Annotated in this window: 17 protein-coding genes; 12 read left to right on the forward strand and 5 right to left on the reverse strand. The window is 53.5% G+C overall.

The genetic code is table 11. The annotated features are described in order from the left end of the window. The first annotated feature begins 145 nt into the window (after positions 1 to 145). The 7 genes from stfA to stfH all read left to right on the forward strand — a co-directional run bounded on the left by stfA (position 146) and on the right by stfH (position 6,591). Positions 146 to 706 carry a fimbrial major subunit StfA gene (gene stfA / locus ACLD11_RS16775; protein WP_411015135.1) on the forward strand — a complete coding sequence of 187 codons (561 nt, stop codon included), beginning with the start codon at positions 146 to 148 and terminating at the stop codon, positions 704 to 706. An 84-nt stretch (positions 707 to 790) separates the two neighbouring features. Further along, positions 791 to 3,448, forward strand: a complete 2,658-nt coding sequence (locus ACLD11_RS16780; protein WP_411015136.1) for an outer membrane usher protein — start codon at positions 791 to 793, stop codon at positions 3,446 to 3,448. Between the two features lie 17 nt (positions 3,449 to 3,465). Continuing rightward, a complete protein-coding gene (gene stfD / locus ACLD11_RS16785) occupies positions 3,466 to 4,218 on the forward strand; it encodes a fimbrial chaperone StfD (RefSeq protein ID WP_411015137.1) in 753 nt (250 codons plus the stop codon). An 18-nt stretch (positions 4,219 to 4,236) separates the two neighbouring features. After that, positions 4,237 to 4,749, forward strand: a complete 513-nt coding sequence (locus ACLD11_RS16790) for a fimbrial protein (RefSeq protein ID WP_411015138.1) — start codon at positions 4,237 to 4,239, stop codon at positions 4,747 to 4,749. Continuing rightward, positions 4,746 to 5,222: a fimbrial minor subunit StfF gene (stfF, locus tag ACLD11_RS16795; RefSeq protein ID WP_023219280.1), complete on the forward strand. Its 477-nt coding sequence runs from the start codon at positions 4,746 to 4,748 to the stop codon at positions 5,220 to 5,222. Before ACLD11_RS16790 ends, stfF begins: the two co-directional genes overlap by 4 nt. Continuing rightward, positions 5,222 to 5,752, forward strand: coding sequence for a fimbrial protein (locus tag ACLD11_RS16800; protein WP_411015139.1), 531 nt, complete (start codon positions 5,222 to 5,224; stop codon positions 5,750 to 5,752). The genes stfF and ACLD11_RS16800 overlap by 1 nt, the downstream gene beginning before the upstream one ends. Continuing rightward, a complete protein-coding gene (stfH, locus tag ACLD11_RS16805; RefSeq protein WP_411015146.1) occupies positions 5,752 to 6,591 on the forward strand; it encodes a fimbrial adhesin StfH in 840 nt (279 codons plus the stop codon). The genes ACLD11_RS16800 and stfH overlap by 1 nt, the downstream gene beginning before the upstream one ends. Before the next feature lie 94 nt (positions 6,592 to 6,685). On the opposite strand, the gene hemL is transcribed toward stfH, so the two are convergent. Then, the gene (hemL, locus tag ACLD11_RS16810) at positions 6,686 to 7,966 is read right to left on the reverse strand and encodes a glutamate-1-semialdehyde 2,1-aminomutase (protein WP_183060088.1); all 1,281 of its coding nucleotides are present in this window, start codon (positions 7,964 to 7,966) and stop codon (positions 6,686 to 6,688) included. 169 nt (positions 7,967 to 8,135) lie between these two features. Between hemL and clcA the strand changes: the two genes are divergently transcribed. After that, positions 8,136 to 9,557, forward strand: coding sequence for a H(+)/Cl(-) exchange transporter ClcA (clcA, locus tag ACLD11_RS16815; RefSeq protein ID WP_411015140.1), 1,422 nt, complete (start codon positions 8,136 to 8,138; stop codon positions 9,555 to 9,557). Between the two features lie 81 nt (positions 9,558 to 9,638). Beyond that, positions 9,639 to 9,983 carry an iron-sulfur cluster insertion protein ErpA gene (gene erpA, locus ACLD11_RS16820; protein WP_001278668.1) on the forward strand — a complete coding sequence of 115 codons (345 nt, stop codon included), beginning with the start codon at positions 9,639 to 9,641 and terminating at the stop codon, positions 9,981 to 9,983. Positions 9,984 to 10,083: 100 nt separating this feature from the next. Here the strand turns inward: erpA and ACLD11_RS16825 are convergent, their stop codons facing one another. From ACLD11_RS16825 to mtnN, 3 genes are read right to left on the reverse strand one after another with little or no spacing between them, the layout of a single operon-like run. Beyond that, positions 10,084 to 10,707 carry a TRIC cation channel family protein gene (locus ACLD11_RS16825; RefSeq protein ID WP_411015141.1) on the reverse strand — a complete coding sequence of 208 codons (624 nt, stop codon included), beginning with the start codon at positions 10,705 to 10,707 and terminating at the stop codon, positions 10,084 to 10,086. A gap of 36 nt (positions 10,708 to 10,743) precedes the next feature. Then, the gene (gene btuF, locus ACLD11_RS16830) at positions 10,744 to 11,544 is read right to left on the reverse strand and encodes a vitamin B12 ABC transporter substrate-binding protein BtuF (protein WP_183060090.1); all 801 of its coding nucleotides are present in this window, start codon (positions 11,542 to 11,544) and stop codon (positions 10,744 to 10,746) included. Further along, the gene (gene mtnN, locus ACLD11_RS16835; protein WP_000689822.1) at positions 11,537 to 12,235 is read right to left on the reverse strand and encodes a 5'-methylthioadenosine/S-adenosylhomocysteine nucleosidase; all 699 of its coding nucleotides are present in this window, start codon (positions 12,233 to 12,235) and stop codon (positions 11,537 to 11,539) included. Before mtnN ends, btuF begins: the two co-directional genes overlap by 8 nt. Positions 12,236 to 12,319: 84 nt before the next feature. Between mtnN and dgt the strand changes: the two genes are divergently transcribed. From dgt to cdaR, 3 genes are all read left to right on the forward strand, one after another. Then, positions 12,320 to 13,837, forward strand: a complete 1,518-nt coding sequence (gene dgt, locus ACLD11_RS16840) for a dGTPase (protein WP_000146450.1) — start codon at positions 12,320 to 12,322, stop codon at positions 13,835 to 13,837. Between the two features lie 129 nt (positions 13,838 to 13,966). Then, complete coding sequence (gene degP, locus ACLD11_RS16845) at positions 13,967 to 15,394, forward strand: serine endoprotease DegP (protein ID WP_000753958.1); 1,428 nt, start codon at positions 13,967 to 13,969, stop codon at positions 15,392 to 15,394. A 152-nt stretch (positions 15,395 to 15,546) separates the two neighbouring features. Then, positions 15,547 to 16,704: a DNA-binding transcriptional regulator CdaR gene (cdaR, locus tag ACLD11_RS16850; protein WP_000929420.1), complete on the forward strand. Its 1,158-nt coding sequence runs from the start codon at positions 15,547 to 15,549 to the stop codon at positions 16,702 to 16,704. A 121-nt stretch (positions 16,705 to 16,825) separates the two neighbouring features. Here the strand turns inward: cdaR and ACLD11_RS16855 are convergent, their stop codons facing one another. Continuing rightward, entirely contained in the window at positions 16,826 to 19,795 is a 2,970-nt protein-coding gene (locus ACLD11_RS16855; protein WP_411015142.1) for a putative mucin/carbohydrate-binding domain-containing protein, read from the reverse strand. Between the last annotated feature and the right edge of the window lie 74 nt (positions 19,796 to 19,869).

The raw sequence follows: 19,869 nt of genomic DNA on the forward strand, positions 1-19,869 counted from the left end.
TGTGACTGGGGTGAGTGAGCGTAGCCAACACATAAGCGACTTGAAGTATGAAGGGTATATATCTACTAATATAAACATGGGGTATTGAGTATAGCTCCGTGTGAATAGCGTAAAAATACTCACCAACTTTTAATAAGGATGAAAAATGAATACAGCAGTAAAAGCTGCGGTTGCCGCCGCACTGGTTATGGGTGTTTCCAGCTTTGCCAATGCTGCGGGTAGTAATACCGGTACCGTTACTTTCACCGGTACTATTGAAGATTCACCGTGTTCAATCGTGGTTGGCGACGAACACCAGACCGTTAACCTGGGCCATATCGGTACCGGTTCTCTGATGGGCGGTAAAGAATCTTCAAAAGTCGATTTCCATATCGGTCTGGAAAACTGCGCATTCACCACTGAGAAAGAAGCGTCTACCGTTTTCTCTGCCATCGGTAACGAATCCAGCGCTAATCCGGGCAGCGTTGCGCTGATGCGTATCGGTGGCGGCGAAATGGCGGGTTCCAGCATTGTCATCGGCAACCACCTGGGTTCTGCGATCAAATTGGGCGACGCTTACAGCGAAAACCTGACGATGAACGGCAGCGTTGCGGCGGCGAAACAGACTCTTAACTTCAAAGCCTGGGTGAAAGGCGATTCCGCTGCCACCATTATCGATACCGGCGAATTCAGCAGCACCGTAAACTTCACGATCAGCTATCTGTAAGTGAAATATTATCCTGCGGCAGTCTGCCGCAGGATAATGCTCAAAGTAAAAAATAGATTATATATTTCAGGGATAGATTGTCTGATGGCTCACTATAAAAAATTTCGTCTGAGCACGCTTGCGGCCGTGGTGGGTATTGTTCTGGCTGTCGGTCCGGAAAATAGCTATGCGGAAGCGCCCATTCAATTTAATACCCGATTTCTTGATGTTAAAGATGATGCCAGCCTGGATCTCTCCCGTTTTTCCCGTAAAGGCTACATTATGCCGGGGAGCTATCATCTCCAGGTACTGGTCAATCAGAGTCAAATTGCCCAGGATAATGTTATTACGTATTCCGTTGATAATAACGATCCTGATAACACCTATCCCTGTTTATCGCCTGAACTGGTATCGCTGCTGGGGTTAAAACCTGAAATAGCAGATAAAATGATCTGGATAAATGCCGGTCAGTGTCTGCAACCAGAGCAACTGGAAGGGATGGAGACCCAAACGGATTTAAGCCAGTCAACGCTGGCGGTGATTATTCCGCAGGCGTATCTGGAATACAGCGATGAAGAGTGGGATCCACCTTCCCGCTGGGATGAAGGGATCCCCGGCGTGTTATTTGACTACAACGTTAACAGCCAGTGGCGACATGCTGAACATGATGACGGCGATGAATATGATATCAGCGGCAACGGCACGGTGGGTGCCAACCTCGGCGCGTGGCGTTTGCGCGCGGACTGGCAGGCTAACTATCGTCACGAAAATGACAGCGAAGATAAAGACAACTTTGGCTCCAGTTCCAAACAGAACTGGGACTGGAACCGCTATTACGCCTGGCGGGCGATCCCGCAGCTCCAGGCGCAGCTAACGCTGGGCGAAGGATCGCTGGAATCCGATATTTTCGACGGCTTTAACTATGTTGGCGGCAGCCTTATCACCGACGATCAGATGTTACCGCCTAATCTGCGCGGCTACGCCCCGGATATATCAGGCGTGGCGCGCACCAACGCCAAAGTCACCGTGACCCAGCGCGGGCGGGTGATTTATGAGTCGCAGGTCCCGGCGGGGCCGTTTCGCATTCAGGATATTAATGAAACGGTATCCGGCGATCTACACGTCAAAATTGAAGAACAAAGCGGTCAGGTGCAGGAATATGACGTCAGTACCGCCTCCATTCCGTTTCTGACCCGTCCCGGCCAGGTGCGCTACAAGTTGGCAGCCGGGCGACCGCAGGACTGGGATCACAATATGGAAGGCGGCTTTTTCACTTCAGCCGAAGCCTCCTGGGGGATTGCTAACGGCTGGTCGCTGTACGGCGGTGCCATCGGCGAGCAGGATTATCAGGCGCTGGCGTTAGGACTGGGGCGCGATCTGGCGCTGCTGGGCGCGTTTTCCATCGATGTCACCCATTCCCGTGCGACGCTGCCAGAGGGTAGCGCCTACGGCGACGGCACCATTCGGGGTAACTCGTTCCGTGCCAGCTACGCTAAAGATTTTGATGATATAGACAGCCGTCTGACGTTTGCTGGTTATCGCTTTTCCGAAGAAAACTACATGACGATGGACGAGTTTATCGATACGCATAATGACGATAACGATCGTCAGCGCACCGGCCACGATAAAGAGATGTATACCCTGACGTACAGCCAGAACTTTTCGGCAATAAACGTCAACGCCTATATCAACTACACCCATCGCACCTACTGGAATCAACCCAACCAGGACAGCTATAACCTGACGCTGTCGCACTATTTTGATGTCGGTGAGGTGCGCGGGATCAGTCTGTCGGTGAACGGTTTTCGCAACGAATATGACAATGAGCGTGATGACGGCGTGTACGTCTCGCTCAGTATTCCGTGGGGCAACAACCGCACGCTGAGTTACAACGGCTCCTTTAGCGATGACAACAACAGCAATCAGGTCGGCTATTACGAGCGCATTGACGATCGCAATAACTACCAGATCAACGCTGGCCGCGCGGATAACGGCGCGACTCTCGACGGCTACTACCGTCATCAAGCGAGCTATGCCGACATTGACGTCAGTGCGAACTATCAGGAAGGCGACTATACCTCCGGTGGGCTGAACATCCAGGGCGGCGCGACGCTGACTGCGAAAGGCGGGGCGCTGCACCGCACCAGCGTCAACGGCGGCTCGCGGCTGATGGTGGATGTCGGCGATGAAGCGAACGTACCCATCTCCGGCTACAGCACGCCGGTATATACCAACGCGTTTGGTAAAGCCGTCATTGTCGACGTCAACGACTACTACCGCAATCAGGTGAAAATCGACATTACCCAGTTGCCGGAAGACGCGGAAGCAACCCTCTCCATCGCTCAGGCGACCCTGACGGAAGGGGCGATCGGTTATCGCCGCATGGAGGTGCTCAGCGGTAAAAAAACCATGGCCAGTATCCGCCTGCGCGATGGCGGCACGCCGCCCTTCGGCGCGGAGGTTTACAACAGTCGCCAGCAACAGTTAGGGATCGTAGGTGAAGACGGCAGCGTTTATCTGATCGGCATTAACCCCGGCGAGCGGTTGCAGGTGACATGGGAAGGTAAAACGCAGTGTGAAGCGGCGTTGCCCGATCCTCTGCCGGGCGATCTGTTTAGCGGCCTGCTGCTGCCGTGCATCGGCGACGCTTCATCACCTATGGCAACGCAGCCCGAAGAGAAACCATCACTCCAGCTTCATACACAGCGGCTGACGCCTTCAACGCAACCCGAAGCGCTCTCTTCTCGTTATCCAACACATTGATTCAGGAAATCGCATTCATGATGCCATTAAAACGTTATAACCTGGCTGCTGTTTTGCTGCTTTTGCTGGGCGGCTACGGTAGCGCTCAGGCCGCCATCGCGCCCGATCGCACCCGCCTGGTGTTTCGCGGCGAAGATAAATCGATAAGCGTCGATCTGAAAAACGCCAACAGCAAACTGCCCTATCTGGCGCAGTCCTGGGTGGAAGATGAGAAGGGCGCCAAAATCACCTCGCCTTTAATCGTCGTCCCGCCGGTCCAGCGCATTGAGCCGTCGGGAATCGGACAGGTCAAAATTCAGGGGATGCCGGCGCTGGCGTCGCTCCCCCAGGATCGGGAAACGCTTTTTTATTACAACGTGCGCGAAATTCCGCCGCAAAGCGACAAGCCCAATACGCTGCAAATTGCCCTGCAAACGCGCATCAAAGTTTTTTACCGCCCGCAGGCGCTATCGAAAATTGATATGCAGCATCCCTGGCAATACAAGATCACCCTTCAGCGTCAGGGCAATGGCTATCAGGTAAGCAATCCGACCGGTTACTACGTGGTGTTAAGCAACGCCAGTAGCCGCATGGACGGCACACCGGCCAGAGGCTTTAGCCCATTAGTGATTGCACCAAAAAGCAACGTGACGCTGGGAGGGGAAGCCAGTGAATTAGGTCGCTCGCCTGTGCTGACTTACGTCAACGATTATGGCGCGCGGTTACCGCTGATTTTTAACTGTACTGACAACAGTTGTGCGGTAGATAAAGCAAAAAGCAGAAAGTCGTAACCGACAAGGAGACGCAAGATGAGGCAATGGCGGTTACGGCTGGGCACGGTAACGTGTGCGGCCATGCTGAGTGCGGTCAGTATGCCGCTGGCAGCGGAAAGTAAGACGGTCAACATGACGCTGACGATAGTCGTTAATGCCGCACCGCCCTGTACCATTTCCGGTGGTGAGGTGGAATTTGGCAATGTGTTGACGACGAAAGTGGATGGGGTGAATTACCTGCAGGCGGTGGGCTATAGCCTGAGCTGTAACGGCAGAGTGAGCGATTACCTGAAGTTACAGATTCAGGGAAGTGCCGTGACTATCAATGGCGAGTCGGTATTGCAAACTGATGTCGATGGATTGGGAATCCGTCTGCAAACCGCCACGGATGGCGCGCTGGTTTCACCTGGCAATACGCAATGGTTGTCATTTCAATACAGCGGTGGCAGCGGTCCGGCCATCGAGGCGATTCCTGTCAAAGATAATAGCGTAACGTTAACAGGTGGCGCGTTTAACGCAGGCGCTACGCTGGTGGTGGATTACCAATGAAAAAAATGGCTTTGATGGTATTAATAAGCAGCAGTTTTGCCGCGCAGTCGGCTGAGAATCTTAAGTTTCACGGTACGTTAATATCACCGCCGAATTGCACGATTAGCCATAATCAGACGATCGAAGTTAAGTTCGGTAACATGCTGATTAGTAAAATAGATGGCACGCGTTACGCACAGAATGTTCCGTATGAGATCACCTGTGATTCAGCGGTGCGCGACGATACGATGACAATGACCCTGACACTAAGCGGCTCTGTGACTGATTTTAATCCGGCGGCGATAAATACCAGCGTGGCGGGGCTGGGGATTGAACTTAGGCAAAACGACGAACCGTTTACGTTGGGGTCCACCATTACTGTAAATGAGCAGTCGGCACCTGTTCTGAAAGCCATACCGGTTAAAAAGAGCGGAGCCTCGCTGACAGAAGGCGACTTCGATGCGACGGCAACATTACAGGTGGATTATCAGTAATGGTTAAAAAACAGACGTTATTACACGGCGTGGCCTTCATCCTTTGGGGGGCGCTGATATTGCCGGTCTCAGCGGCAGATAATCTGCATTTTTCCGGTAGTCTGGTGGTCAGTCCTTGCACGCTCACGATGCAGGGGACGGGGATTGCCGAAGTCGATTTTTCGTCGCTTGAGAGTTCTGATTTCACTCCCGACGGCCAGTCTGCTCGTAAGCCTTTGGTGTTTGAACTCACGGATTGCGATTCGGCGCTGAGTAACGGGGTGCAGGTAACTTTCACTGGAACCGAAGCGACCGGAATGCGCGGTATCCTGGCCATCGATAGCCATTCAGGCGCTTCCGGGATCGGGATTGGTATTGAAACGCTATCCGGCGTTCCCGTGGGCATAAACGATGAAGAGGGTGCGATATTCACGCTGGTGACGGGGAATAACGCGCTAAGCCTGAATGCCTGGGTACAGCACCTTCCTGGCGAAGATCTGGTTCCGGGAACGTTCTTCGCAAGTGCACTGGTTACATTTGAGTATTTATGATGAAAATAATACGGGCTTTATTTTTGCTGCTGATTGCCGTTTATGGCAGTTCGGTAGTGGCCAAACCCATGCTGAAAGCGACGTTTTCAAGTACCACGATGTATTATGGTATTGGCCCTAATAGCGACAAATCTATTGTGGCGGAGGTGACGATAGCGACTCCGGAGGGAGTGTACTATGGCTCCTGGAACCTTTCGGGACATCGTAAAGGAGAAACGCTAACCGCAGACTCCTGGTCTGGGCCAGAACCTGCGCCGAAGGTTGTATTGAAGGATTTTGATAACACTGTTTCGCGATCTGCGTGCAAGAATCTTCCCTCGAACTGGAGGGGGTGTGGTTCTTTTACCCTGGAGATTACGGTACAAAGCGATGATTATGGTTGCCCCTGGCTGGCGTCGAGCCATATCGTTGCTACCACTTTTATCACTAACGAAACGTATTCCCCGCCGGATACGCGCAGCTCAGTTTGCCCGAAAGTTCCCGTTGATACTTTTGATATCTCCTGGGATGCGAACGTTTCGAAACAGAAAACAACCCTCATGCTTGATGCCACCGGTGGCACGGTGAATCGCACGTTACATACCTATTTGATGGAGGGGGGGAAACTTTGCGATGGCAGCAAATTTGACGACCGTGGCGCTTATTGCCGTTTTGTCTCATCGGGTATTACGCTCAATGTGCTGGGCTGCGACCAGTCGAGCGTCACGACCAGCGCCGTTGATCATCCGATAACCGATGTTGAACTTCATGATATTAATGTGTCGGTGAACACCAGCAACATTGGCTCAGGGCAATTCACGTCGACCTGTAGCTTCCAGTATATTATTGATGAGATTTAGGGTGTTTGGTGCGGTTCAGGCTAACCTGCGATGAACCAAAAAAAGCCGGGTGGCGGCTTCGCCTTACCCGGCCTACATTTCTGCACGTTCTTTTTTACAATTTCGCAAACACCCGACGCGCGGCGTCAATAGTATTATTAATGTCGTCCATGCTGTGTGCGACCGACATAAAACCCGCCTCAAACGCTGATGGCGCCAGATACACGCCTTCCTCCAGCATCAGGTGGAAGAAACGCTTAAAGCGTTCAACGTCGCACGCCATCACGTCCTGATAGCAGGTTACGTTCTCAGCGTCGGTGAAGAAAATCCCGAACATGCCGCCGACATGGTTAACCACCAGCGGAATATTCGCTTCTTCGGCAGCTTCCAGCAAACCTTCCGCCAGACGGGTGGTGAGCTCATCCAGCGTTTCATGAATGCCGGGCTGGGCGACTTCATTCAGGCAGGCAAAACCGGCCGCCATCGCAATCGGGTTGCCGGAAAGGGTACCCGCCTGGTAAACCGGACCCGTCGGCGCCAGCGCATCCATTACATCGCGACGACCGCCAAACGCGCCTACCGGCATCCCGCCGCCGATGATTTTACCCAGACAGGTCAGGTCCGGCACGACGCCGTAGTAATCCTGGGCTCCGGCCAGCGCTACGCGAAAACCGGTCATCACTTCGTCGATAATCAGCAGCGCGCCGAACTCATCACACAAGGCGCGCAGACCTGGCAGGAATTCCGGCAGCGGCGGGACGCAGTTCATATTGCCCGCCACGGGTTCGACGATGATACAGGCGATTTCCTGCGGATATTGTTCAAACGCCGCGCGCACTGACGTCAGATCGTTATAAGTGCAGGTCAGCGTATGTTTCGCGAAATCGGCCGGCACGCCCGGCGAGTTCGGCTGGCCGAGCGTCAGCGCGCCAGAACCGGCTTTGACCAGCAGACAGTCTGCATGGCCGTGGTAGCAGCCTTCGAATTTGATAATCTTATCGCGGCCAGTAAAACCACGCGCCAGGCGAATAGCGCTCATCGTCGCTTCGGTACCGGAGTTCACCATGCGCACCATGTCCATGGTCGGCACCAGGTTGGTGACCAGTTCCGCCATTTTCACTTCCATTTCGGTTGGCGCGCCGAAGCTTAAACCGCGCTCCGCAGCTTCGATCACCGCATTGCGGATAGCCGGGTGGTTATGCCCCAGTACCATTGGCCCCCAGGAACCGACATAGTCGATATACGCTTTGCCATCGACATCGTACAGATACGCGCCGTCCGCTTTTTCGATAAACAGCGGAGTACCACCCACGCCAGTGAAGGCGCGAACAGGGGAGTTCACGCCGCCGGGGATCAGCTCGCGGGCCGCGCTATAGAGATTTTCAGACTTACTCATGGAAAGATTCCTGGTTCGTAGAAAAAGTGAATACCCGCTATTCTAAGTTATTCAGAGAAGGTTATGAAAGTTTTACGCATTTGAAACAATACGATTTGCAGGGGATTTTCGCGGCGTTGGCGAGTAGAATGCCGACTTTAGATTTGTATTACCAATTAATGATCTTCTGATGAAAACAGACACTTCCACCTTTTTAGCTCAGCACATTGTGCGCTTACGGCGCAGAGATCAGATTCGCCGGTTAATGCAGCGGGATAAAACGCCGCTGGCCATCCTGTTCATGGCGGCCGTTGTCGGCACGCTTACCGGACTGGTTGGCGTCGCCTTTGAAAAGGCGGTTTCCTGGGTACAAAACATGCGCATTGGCGCGCTGGTTCAAGTCGCGGACCATGCGTTTTTGCTGTGGCCGCTGGCGTTTATTCTCTCGGCGTTGCTGGCGATGGTCGGCTATTTCCTGGTGCGTAAATTTGCGCCGGAAGCCGGCGGATCGGGTATCCCGGAAATTGAAGGCGCGCTGGAGGAGTTACGTCCGGTGCGCTGGTGGCGCGTGTTGCCGGTGAAGTTTATCGGCGGGATGGGAACGTTGGGCGCAGGAATGGTATTAGGGCGCGAAGGGCCAACGGTGCAAATCGGGGGCAACCTGGGGCGCATGGTGCTGGATGTTTTTCGTATGCGCAGCGCCGAAGCGCGGCATACGTTGCTGGCGACCGGCGCGGCGGCGGGGCTCTCTGCGGCGTTTAACGCGCCGCTGGCGGGTATCCTGTTTATTATTGAAGAGATGCGCCCGCAGTTTCGCTACAACCTGATTTCGATTAAAGCGGTGTTTACCGGCGTCATCATGTCGAGCATTGTGTTCCGCATATTTAACGGTGAAGCGCCGATTATTGAAGTCGGCAAACTGTCTGATGCGCCGGTTAACACGCTGTGGTTATATCTTATCCTCGGCATTATTTTTGGCTGCGTCGGGCCGGTATTTAATTCGCTGGTGCTGCGTACCCAGGATATGTTTCAGCGCTTTCATGGCGGCGAAATTAAAAAATGGGTGCTAATGGGCGGCGTGATCGGCGGCCTGTGCGGTATTCTGGGGTTGATTGAGCCGGAAGCGGCAGGCGGCGGATTTAACCTTATTCCTATCGCCGCGGCAGGTAATTTTAGCGTCGGGCTACTGCTGTTCATCTTTATTACCCGGGTGGTCACGACGCTGCTTTGCTTTTCTTCCGGCGCGCCGGGGGGCATTTTCGCCCCAATGCTGGCGCTGGGAACGCTGCTTGGTACGGCCTTCGGTATGGCGGCGGCAGTGCTTTTCCCGCAGTATCACCTGGAGGCCGGTACCTTTGCGATTGCCGGGATGGGGGCGCTGATGGCGGCGTCGGTGCGCGCCCCGCTGACGGGGATTGTGCTGGTGCTGGAGATGACCGATAACTACCAGCTCATTTTGCCAATGATTATCACCTGTCTTGGCGCGACACTATTAGCCCAGTTTTTGGGCGGGAAGCCGTTATACTCAACCATCCTGGCGCGTACTCTGGCGAAGCAGGATGCGGAACAGGCGGCGAAAAACCAGAATGCGCCTGCGGGCGAGAATACTTGAATGAATTACCAGGGTATTAGATAATGACTGCCAATATTGGGTGAAAATTTATCCAATTACCGATGTCGTTTGGAGCAAAATATGAGTGATGACGTAGCGCTGCCGCTGCAGTTTACCGACGCAGCAGCGAATAAAGTAAAAAGTCTTATCGCTGACGAAGATAACCCGAATCTGAAACTGCGCGTGTATATCACCGGCGGTGGTTGCAGCGGCTTCCAGTATGGTTTTACCTTTGACGATCAGGTTAACGAAGGGGATATGACCATCGAAAAACAGGGCGTTGGCCTGGTGGTTGACCCGATGAGTTTGCAGTATCTGGTGGGTGGTTCGGTCGATTATACCGAAGGCCTGGAAGGTTCCCGCTTCATTGTAACCAACCCGAATGCGAAAAGTACCTGCGGGTGTGGCTCTTCCTTCAGCATTTGATTGTTGTTCGTTGTGCCGGATGGCGACGCGAGCGTTTTATCCGGCCTACAACATCTTTCCTGTAGGCCCGATAAGCGTAGCGCCATCGGGCAAAACAATATCAACGTCCGTTTTCATCCAGTGCAAACGTCGGCAATTTCAAATGCCAGCGAATGGCGGCCAGCCGAATAAACAGCGTGACAACCATACCCATCATGCTGGCGCTTTCCAGCGGTACTGAAAACGCATAAAACGCGGTGGCGTGAACAATCCCGCCGATAATACAGGCCGTGGCATAGATTTCGGTGCGTAGGATCATGGGGATCTCGCGTGCCAGAACATCGCGAATAATCCCGCCGCCGACGCCGGTAATCACGCCCATACAGACAGCCACTAATGGCCCCGTTTCAGCGAGGAAGGCTTTATTCACCCCAATGCCGACAAACACCGCCAGCCCGACCGCATCCAGTACCGGCAACATCCATTTCGGCAGACGTCTTGGCTGGCGAACCAGCAGGATGGTCAGCATACTGGTGACCATGGCGACGACCAAATCGGTAGGATCTTTAACCCAGAATACCGGGCCGTTATCCAGCGCCATATCGCGGATTGTCCCGCCGCCGACGGCAGTAACGACGCCGAGCACCAGGACGCCGAACGGGTCCATACGTAATTTCCCGGCCAGCAACACGCCAGAGATAGCAAATACAGCCGTGCCTACAATATCCAGCCAATAGACGAGCATTGTCGAATCCCCACTGGGAGCCTGGTAAGACAGGCTCTAATTCACCTGTGAAAGCGCATTACAGAGTTGTTTTGCGGCGAGGATAATACGCGGGCTTGCGCGTTCAAACCAGTCGCTGTTAAGCGGAATAACCGGAATTTTTAACAGGTTTCCCCAGTATTGTTCAATTTTGAGAATTTCGCCCGCTTTTCCGGCCACGATAATGGCCTGGGGATGCCTTGCCAACACCTGCTCACGGCTGACTTGCGGCCACGGCACGCGGCTGTCAGCAAAGACGTTTTCTCCACCGCAGGTTGTCAAAACCTGATGTTGAATAGACCCTTTACCACTGGTAAACAGAGGATTCATGCCAAACTGAAGAAAGACGCGCTTTTTAGCTTTACCGGCATACTCAGCGTTGAGCGCGGCGTACTCGTTTAGCAATGTCTGCGCTGCCTGCTGAGCCTTTTCCGGCTGCGGGCTCCAGGCGGCCAGTTGACGGAGCGTGTCGGCGATCTGTTCGATGCTTACCGCGTCTACCCACATGACCTTAATACCTAATGACGTCAGTTGGTTTACCTGGCGTTCCGCATTGCCGCCGCGCCAGGCGACGACCAGATCCGGCTTCAGCGCCACAATGCGTTCCAGATTCATTCCCTGCCAGGTAGAGACCTGTTCTATTTTTTGCGCTTCGGGCGGGTAGTCGGAATAGCTACTGACGCCAACGGGCGTAATCCCGGCGGCAAAAGCAAGCTCCGTATTGGCGGGAGAGAGGGTAATGACGCGCGGCGCAGCGTAAAGCCACACCGGGAGCGTAAGCAGCAGGGCGACCAGCGCCCTGAATATTCGCTTAGCCATGCGCCAGTTTCTGTACCAGCGTTTCGACCATCAGAGTCGACTGTTTCGCCGCCACCGCGAGGAATTCGTCAAAGCTGAGGTGCGATTGCTGATCGGCCACGTCAGAGATAGCGCGTACCACCACGAACGGCACGTTGAAGTTATAGCAGACGTGGGCGATAGCGGTGGCTTCCATCTCTACGGCGACCGCGTCGGGGAAGTTATGCCGAATTTTCGCCAGCCCGACGGAGCCGTTAATAAACGCGTCACCGCTAACAATAAGGCCGCGTACCGCGTTCAGATTCAGCTCCCTGATGCAGGATTCCGCGGCGGCGATCAGTTTGTCATCGGCCTTAAATCCGGCCGGACAGCCCGGTAATTGCCCGTATTCATAGCCGAAAGCGGTCACATCAGCGTCGTGGTAACGCGCTTCGTCAGAGACGACGATATCGCCGACCTTCAGCGTGGACGCCAGACCGCCTGCGGAACCGGTATTGATGATCACGTCCGGCTTGCAGTGCTCCAGAAGCAACGTTGCGCCCAGCGCCGCCGCGACTTTACCGATACCGGATTTCAGCAATGCCACTTCGGTGCCGTTCAACTGGCCGGTGTAAATTTCGCAGCCGCCCAGCGTAATCGTCTGACGGTTGTCAATTTTGTCACGCAGCAGCGTAACTTCTTCTTCCATTGCGCCAATGATGCCGATTTTCATAGATTTACTCGCGATAAGTCAGTTTTGGGGGCATAGTTTATCATGCGCTTATGGGGAAGCGCATTTCTCAGGCGGGGAGAGGATATGGCATCGATCGATTTCCGAAATAAAATTAACTGGCATCGTCGTTATCGTTCACCGCAGGGCGTAAAGACGGAACATGAGATCCTGCGGATTTTTGAAAGCGATCGCGGGCGGATTATCAACTCTCCGGCTATACGCCGTTTGCAGCAAAAAACGCAGGTTTTCCCGCTGGAGCGCAATGCCGCGGTGCGTACTCGCCTGACGCATTCGATGGAGGTGCAGCAGGTAGGGCGTTATATCGCGAAAGAGATTTTAAGCCGCCTGAAAGAGCAAAACCGACTGGAGGAGTACGGTCTGGACGCGCTGACCGGTCCCTTTGAAAGTATTGTGGAAATGGCCTGCCTGATGCACGACATCGGAAATCCGCCGTTCGGTCATTTTGGCGAGGCGGCGATCAATGACTGGTTTCGTCAGCGGCTGCATCCGGAAGATGCGGAAAGTCAGCCGCTCACGCATGATCGCTGTGTGGTTTCCTCGCTACGGTTACAGGAAGGCGAAGAAAATCTGAACGATATTCGCCGCAAGGTACGTCAGGATATCTGCCATTTTGAAGGCAATGCACAGGGAATTCGTCTGGTGCATACGCTCATGCGGATGAATCTTACCTGGGCGCAGGTTGGCGGAATTTTAAAATATACCCGTCCGGCATGGTGGCGAGGGCCGGTGCCGGATTCCCATCGCTATTTAATGAAGAAACCGGGCTATTATCTTTCTGAAGAGAAGTATATTGCGAGGTTACGTAAAGAACTTCAGTTAGCGCCTTACAGTCGCTTTCCATTAACGTGGATTATGGAAGCCGCAGATGATATTTCTTATTGTGTTGCCGATCTTGAAGACGCGGTAGAGAAAAGAATCTTTAGCGTTGAGCAGCTTTATCACCATTTATATCACGCGTGGGGCCACCATGAGAAGGATTCGCTGTTTGAGCTAGTGGTAGGAAATGCGTGGGAAAAATCACGCGCCAATACATTAAGCCGCAGTACCGAAGATCAGTTTTTTATGTATTTACGGGTAAATACATTAAATAAACTGGTGCCCTATGCCGCTCAGCGTTTTATTGATAATTTGCCGCAGATTTTTGCCGGTACCTTCAATCAGGCGTTACTGGAAGATGCCAGCGGTTTTAGCCGCCTGCTTGAACTCTATAAGAATGTGGCGGTTGAACATGTGTTTAGTCATCCGGATGTAGAACAGCTTGAACTACAGGGATACCGGGTGATCAGCGGGTTATTAGATATCTATCAGCCGCTATTAAGTTTGTCGCTTAACGACTTTCGCGAGCTGGTGGAAAAAGAACGGTTGAAACGCTTCCCCATAGAATCGCGCTTATTTCAGAAACTTTCTACGCGCCATCGTTTGGCCTACGTGGAAGTCGTCAGTAAATTACCTACGGATTCGGCGGAGTACCCGGTACTGGAATATTATTATCGCTGTCGGTTGATTCAGGATTATATCAGCGGGATGACTGACCTTTACGCATGGGATGAATATCGGCGTTTGATGGCGGTCGAACAGTAAATGGACTTTTGTAAAGATGGACAATAAATTTTTACTTTTTCCAGAAACTTTGTTCCGGAACTTCGCGTTATAAAATGAATCTGACGTACACAGCAATTTTGCGTTACCTGTTAATCGAGATTGAAACACATGAAAAAAACCACATTAGCAATGAGTGCACTGGCTCTGAGTTTAGGTTTGGCATTGTCGCCTCTGTCTGCCACGGCGGCTGAAACGTCCTCTTCAGCAATGACTGCCCAGCAGATGCCAAGCCTGGCACCGATGCTCGAAAAAGTGATGCCATCGGTGGTCAGTATTAATGTAGAAGGTAGCACCACGGTGAATACGCCGCGTATGCCGCGTAATTTCCAGCAGTTCTTTGGCGATGACTCCCCGTTCTGTCAGGACGGTTCTCCGTTCCAGAATTCTCCGTTCTGCCAGGGCGGCGGTAACGGCGGCAACGGCGGTCAACAACAGAAATTCATGGCGCTGGGCTCCGGCGTAATTATTGACGCCGCGAAGGGCTACGTCGTTACCAACAACCACGTGGTTGATAACGCCAGCGTGATTAAAGTACAGCTTAGCGATGGACGTAAATTCGATGCTAAAGTGGTGGGCAAAGATCCGCGTTCTGATATCGCACTGATTCAAATTCAGAATCCGAAGAATCTGACGGCGATTAAGCTGGCGGACTCCGACGCGCTGCGCGTGGGGGATTATACCGTCGCTATTGGTAACCCGTTTGGTCTGGGCGAAACGGTGACGTCAGGTATCGTTTCGGCGCTGGGGCGTAGCGGCCTGAACGTAGAAAATTACGAGAACTTTATTCAGACCGACGCCGCGATTAACCGCGGTAACTCCGGCGGCGCGCTGGTGAACCTGAACGGTGAGCTGATCGGTATTAATACCGCGATTCTGGCGCCGGACGGCGGCAACATCGGTATCGGCTTCGCTATCCCCAGTAACATGGTGAAAAATCTGACGTCGCAGATGGTGGAATACGGCCAGGTGAAACGCGGCGAACTGGGGATCATGGGGACTGAGCTGAATTCCGAATTGGCGAAAGCGATGAAAGTCGACGCCCAGCGTGGCGCGTTCGTCAGCCAGGTGATGCCGAATTCATCCGCAGCGAAAGCGGGTATCAAAGCCGGGGATGTCATTACCTCGCTGAACGGTAAACCGATCAGCAGCTTTGCGGCGCTGCGCGCTCAGGTCGGCACTATGCCGGTCGGCAGCAAAATCAGCCTCGGTCTGCTGCGTGAGGGTAAAGCGATTACGGTTAATCTGGAACTGCAGCAGAGCAGCCAGAGTCAGGTTGATTCCAGCACCATCTTCAGCGGGATTGAAGGCGCTGAAATGAGCAATAAAGGCCAGGATAAAGGCGTTGTGGTGAGCAGCGTGAAAGCGAATTCACCCGCCGCGCAAATTGGCCTCAAAAAAGGTGATGTGATTATCGGCGCTAACCAGCAGCCGGTGAAAAATATCGCCGAGCTGCGTAAAATTCTCGACAGCAAGCCGTCGGTGCTGGCGCTGAATATTCAGCGTGGTGATAGTTCTATTTATTTGCTGATGCAGTAATCACCTTTGTCCCCCTTCCGCCATGGAAGGGGGCAACACTTTTCTGTGAAACCCCCCACAACTCCATACTTCTTTGCACTGTTTTGTGCATTTGCACAATGTCGAGACCTGTCATCTTCCTTATGCTTGTGCTCTGCTCACAGGAGGGATTTATGGCTGGCTGGCATCTTGATACCAAAATGGCGCAGGATATCGTGGCGCGCACTATGCGCATCATCGATACCAATATCAACGTAATGGATGCCCGCGGGCGCATTATCGGCAGCGGCGATCGGGAACGTATTGGTGAATTGCACGAAGGCGCGCTGTTAGTGCTGTCGCAGGGCCGGGTTGTGGATATCGACGACGCCGTGGCGCGACACCTGCACGGGGTGCGTCAGGGGATTAATCTTCCCTTACGCCTTGAGGGCGAAATTGTCGGCGTGATTGGTCTCACCGGCGAACCAGAGCACCTGCGTAAATATGGTGAACTGGTGTGTATGACTGCCGAAATGATGCTGGAGCAGTCGCGGTTAATGCACCTTTTGGCGCAGGATAGCCGTTTGCGTGAAGAGCTGGTGATGAACCTGATTCAGGCCGAAGAAAATACGCCGGCGCTGGTGGAATGGGCGCAGCGTTTGGGGATTGATTTGAACCAGCCGCGTGTGGCGGCGGTGGTGGAAGTCGATAGCGGCCAGCTTGGCGTCGATAGCGCAATGGCGGAACTTCAGCAGTTGCAGAATGCGCTTACCACGCCGGAGCGTAACAACCTGATAGCCATTGTGTCTCTCACCGAGATGGTGGTGCTCAAACCCGCCTTAAACTCGTTTGGTCGTTGGGATGCTGAAGATCATCGTAAGCGCGTAGAGCAGCTTATCTCGCGAATGAAAGAGAATGGTCAGCTACGTTTTCGCGTGGCGCTGGGCAATTACTTTACCGGGCCGGGCAGTATTGCACGCTCATACCGCACGGCGCGCACCACGATGATGGTCGGCAAACAGCGGATGCCAGAAAGCCGCAGCTATTTTTATCAGGATTTGATGCTGCCGGTTCTGTTAGATAGCCTGCGTGGCGGCTGGCAGGCCAATGAGCTGGCGCGCCCGCTGGTAAAACTCAAAGCGATGGATAACAACGGGTTATTACGTCGGACGCTGACGGCGTGGTTTCGCCATAATGTCCAGCCGCTGGCGACCTCTAAGGCGCTGTTTATTCATCGTAACACGCTGGAATATCGGCTAAATCGTATTTCGGAACTGACCGGGCTGGATTTGGGAAATTTTGACGATCGGCTGTTGCTGTATGTGGCGCTACAACTGGATGAACAGCGTTAAGTCCGGCGGCGCTTCGCTGACCAGACCAGGGGATTTGGGCGAAGTAGTAGGCCGGATTAGGCAAAACCGCCATTCGACAACGTAATCTCACAGCGCCCGAAGACGCTGTGATGGGGTGGGGTTAATTCGTGGTCAGGCGCTGCAATCCCCGCGCCGTGACCTGCCAGATCACGTGTTGCGGCTGCGGCCAGCTTTCGCCATTGAGCGGGTTGCGGATAACCGACTGGTCTGCGCCCTCGGCATGAAAGACCTCAATCGTATAATCCTCATCCAGCCCGCAGACGTCAGTATAGCCGCCAAGCTGCACCGAACCTTTTATCGACTGACGGTAAACCACCGTACCGCGCGTATTATAAATCGTCACTGCCGCATATTCTGTTGCGAAGTCGCTATGCGGCGCAATTGGGTATGCGGTAAAGATAAATTGTTGCGCACGGATGTCTATTTCCATACTGGCAAAACCATTTTCTTCCTTGCCAATAAGCTGCCAGCTGAATTTATCGCCATATAATACGGCAGCATCGGAGGTATTTTTCTCTTCCGTTTGTTCCGGTGAGTCGACCTCCAGCCCATCGCTCACCACGCGCCAGCGGTTGTGTTTTTTCAGCGTGACGTTTTGCCCGGTCGTTTCATTGATGGCGCTGCAACGGTAAGGTTCGTCATGGAAGAGCTCAATGTACATTCCCGCTTGCAAAACAACCGTATCGCTATCGGCTGGATAGTGGGTGATGCCATCATAATGACGGCTATAGATAACCTCGCCGGACTCCTCCTTCACCGTGAGCGTGCTGTATGTCGCGGTATAGTAAGGATGAGGCTGCCCGGCCTGTGTTTCTATTGTCATGCGCTGTTGCCGATTATCGTAAGCAAGCTGGCAAAACGTTCTGTCGCCTTGTCCGCGTAACTGCAACGTCACGCCTTTACCGATGCCTTCGCCCGGCTCGCTGTTATCCGCCGGCAGCACATCAACGCTGTCGCGCATTAACGCGCTACGGGTCGGCTCTTCAATGTGGGAGAGCATCAGCCAGAGATCGTTTTTGCAAGCGGCATAAGGTTGCGCCATTAATAAAGGGCAGGCGCGGATAGCATCTGCGCGATGGCTGAACATAGCCTGGAGATCTGCGACAGGATCGTTGTTGAGCGAAAAATGATAAAGCCCTTCGCTATCAAGACGCAGTAACTGATATTTCGTCGACGAGACCAATGTCAGATAGCCCGGCGAGGCTTTCAGGCGGCCAGGCTCGGCATGATAAAGATAAAGGTGGTAGTGGTCGCTAAACGGCACCACAATTTTTCCGGTGGCGCAGTTTGTTCCGTTCATCTTACGTTCAAAAACCTTTTCGCCGCTGGCGGTTAACACCGTTATGCTGGCGTATAACGTATTCGCGAAGTAGCTGTGCGGCGTGGCGTTCGTGATATCCAGAACTAATTGTCTGGCCTCATGATCCACGGCTAAACGGGCGAAGGGCATGTCACCGTAGCCGAGGAAAATCAACTGCTCGTTATGCGCGGCGCTGTCCTGCAAGGCGGTGAAATTAACGGTAAGTGCGTTTTCCCCTTCGCGGATAACCACATAGTCCGTGTCCGGGCGGTATTTCTGCGATCGCCCTTTGGGCAGGGTGAGATGGTAAATGCCAATGGGCAGGGGAGTTAACGTGAGCGTACTGTCGTTGACGGGCAATGTATATGTGCTGCCGGCGTTGTCGTGTAGCGTTAAGGCGCGTCCATAAAGTTGCTCCGGCTGATCGATATTCAGCGTTAGCGTGAGCGTTCCCGTTTTGTTCAGCGCCGCCAGCTCGGCGTTTTCAACCAGCCAGACAAAAGAGTCCAGCCCTAACTGTTGGCGCGCGCTTTCCCATTCGCGCTCCGGCAGCAGATCGTAAAGCGGCCAGACGGGTTTTACCGCCCGTGCGGCGATCTGCTCGCGGGTGAACGCATCGACCGGTAAGCCGCACAGCTGAATAAACGGCGCGACGTCATAACCTGAGGCTGTGGCGATGGCGTCCGCCAGCAGATCGGTCAGGCGATGCTCGCAGGGCAAAAAGTTTTCGTCAGCACCCAGCTCGCGGTAGTTCTGGTTAAACACCCGGAAGGCTTCTGTTCCGCCTTTAAATAACATCAGCATCAGAAATTGCAGGCGGGGGCGGACGCCCCAGGCGCTAACCGGCGTGCGATTCCGCAGATGGGTAATGAATTGCAACTCCTGCTCAGACTGCCGCCCGTAATTGTAGAGCCAGCCGTCGGTATAAAGATGGTTCCCCTGGTTCAGGTTAAGCTGCTGGAAAAACGCGGCGTAAATGTTGTTCCACACCTCACCGACTGGCAGGTCGACGTCATTCATAAAGACGCCCTGATAGCCGTGACCGATTTCATGCAGAATCGTCCACTGCGTGGCGACATTATCGATCCACCCCTGGCTTAATGTTGCAGCCGTTTGCGCACACCACCAGGGGAGATAATAAGCCGCGCCGACGCCGTGTTTATCCGCTTTAATAAAATAGCGGTTAGCGACATTTTGATTCAGCGGCGAAGCAGGGCTATCGCTGAGACCAGTCCAGTCATTATAGGCGTCGATCACTCGCGTATAGTACGCATCCAGCGTGGTGATACCGGCGTTGATGACATTAGCGCGATCCGCCCAGGGCAGCAGAAAACGCACGCGGTCCAGTTCCAGCAGGGCAAAAGGCGACGCCTGTTCTTCCCAGGTCTGGAAAAAAGCGTCTTCGGATTGCCCCTTACGCCAGTGTGGCAAATTTTTATTGCTGATTGGCTGTCGGTAGATCACCGAAAACTCGCCGCCCTGCGCAAAAAAGAGGGTATCAATAAAGGGAACGGAATCGACCGTTGTGCTGATCGTTTGCCAGTTGCCGTTCAGCGTAAGCGATTTCTCACACGCTGAGTCATTGCACAGCAGACGGAGTCTGGCGTTACCGGCGTTGTTATTTGGCTGGCGGATTTGCAACTGCGTATTCGCTGGCAGAATAAATCCCAGCGCCTGGCGGTCGTGCTCGCGCCCCTTTTCAAATTTGATGTTATCCAGTCCGGGAGCCGCAGGCAGCGAATAACATGTTAGCGTGATTTCCTGAGTCATATAACCTCCATAAATAGGGAGGATGAACATAGCTTTTTATTTTTATTAATAAATACAGCAGGATAACGAAATGA

The organism is Salmonella sp. 741265116_PST, assembly GCF_046567715.1.
In the GTDB taxonomy this organism is placed as follows: domain Bacteria; phylum Pseudomonadota; class Gammaproteobacteria; order Enterobacterales; family Enterobacteriaceae; genus Salmonella; species Salmonella enterica.

Bases quoted from the DNA above. Each gene is read 5' to 3' on its own strand.
- stfA (WP_411015135.1), top strand. From the start codon at position 146: ATGAATACAGCAGTAAAAGCTGCGGTTGCCGCCGCACTGGTTATGGGT.
- ACLD11_RS16780 (WP_411015136.1), top strand. From the start codon at position 791: ATGGCTCACTATAAAAAATTTCGTCTGAGCACGCTTGCGGCCGTGGTG.
- stfD (WP_411015137.1), top strand. From the start codon at position 3,466: ATGATGCCATTAAAACGTTATAACCTGGCTGCTGTTTTGCTGCTTTTG.
- ACLD11_RS16790 (WP_411015138.1), top strand. From the start codon at position 4,237: ATGAGGCAATGGCGGTTACGGCTGGGCACGGTAACGTGTGCGGCCATG.
- stfF (WP_023219280.1), top strand. From the start codon at position 4,746: ATGAAAAAAATGGCTTTGATGGTATTAATAAGCAGCAGTTTTGCCGCG.
- ACLD11_RS16800 (WP_411015139.1), top strand. From the start codon at position 5,222: ATGGTTAAAAAACAGACGTTATTACACGGCGTGGCCTTCATCCTTTGG.
- stfH (WP_411015146.1), top strand. From the start codon at position 5,752: ATGAAAATAATACGGGCTTTATTTTTGCTGCTGATTGCCGTTTATGGC.
- hemL (WP_183060088.1), bottom strand. From the start codon at position 7,966: ATGAGTAAGTCTGAAAATCTCTATAGCGCGGCCCGCGAGCTGATCCCC.
- clcA (WP_411015140.1), top strand. From the start codon at position 8,136: ATGAAAACAGACACTTCCACCTTTTTAGCTCAGCACATTGTGCGCTTA.
- erpA (WP_001278668.1), top strand. From the start codon at position 9,639: ATGAGTGATGACGTAGCGCTGCCGCTGCAGTTTACCGACGCAGCAGCG.
- ACLD11_RS16825 (WP_411015141.1), bottom strand. From the start codon at position 10,707: ATGCTCGTCTATTGGCTGGATATTGTAGGCACGGCTGTATTTGCTATC.
- btuF (WP_183060090.1), bottom strand. From the start codon at position 11,544: ATGGCTAAGCGAATATTCAGGGCGCTGGTCGCCCTGCTGCTTACGCTC.
- mtnN (WP_000689822.1), bottom strand. From the start codon at position 12,235: ATGAAAATCGGCATCATTGGCGCAATGGAAGAAGAAGTTACGCTGCTG.
- dgt (WP_000146450.1), top strand. From the start codon at position 12,320: ATGGCATCGATCGATTTCCGAAATAAAATTAACTGGCATCGTCGTTAT.
- degP (WP_000753958.1), top strand. From the start codon at position 13,967: ATGAAAAAAACCACATTAGCAATGAGTGCACTGGCTCTGAGTTTAGGT.
- cdaR (WP_000929420.1), top strand. From the start codon at position 15,547: ATGGCTGGCTGGCATCTTGATACCAAAATGGCGCAGGATATCGTGGCG.
- ACLD11_RS16855 (WP_411015142.1), bottom strand. From the start codon at position 19,795: ATGACTCAGGAAATCACGCTAACATGTTATTCGCTGCCTGCGGCTCCC.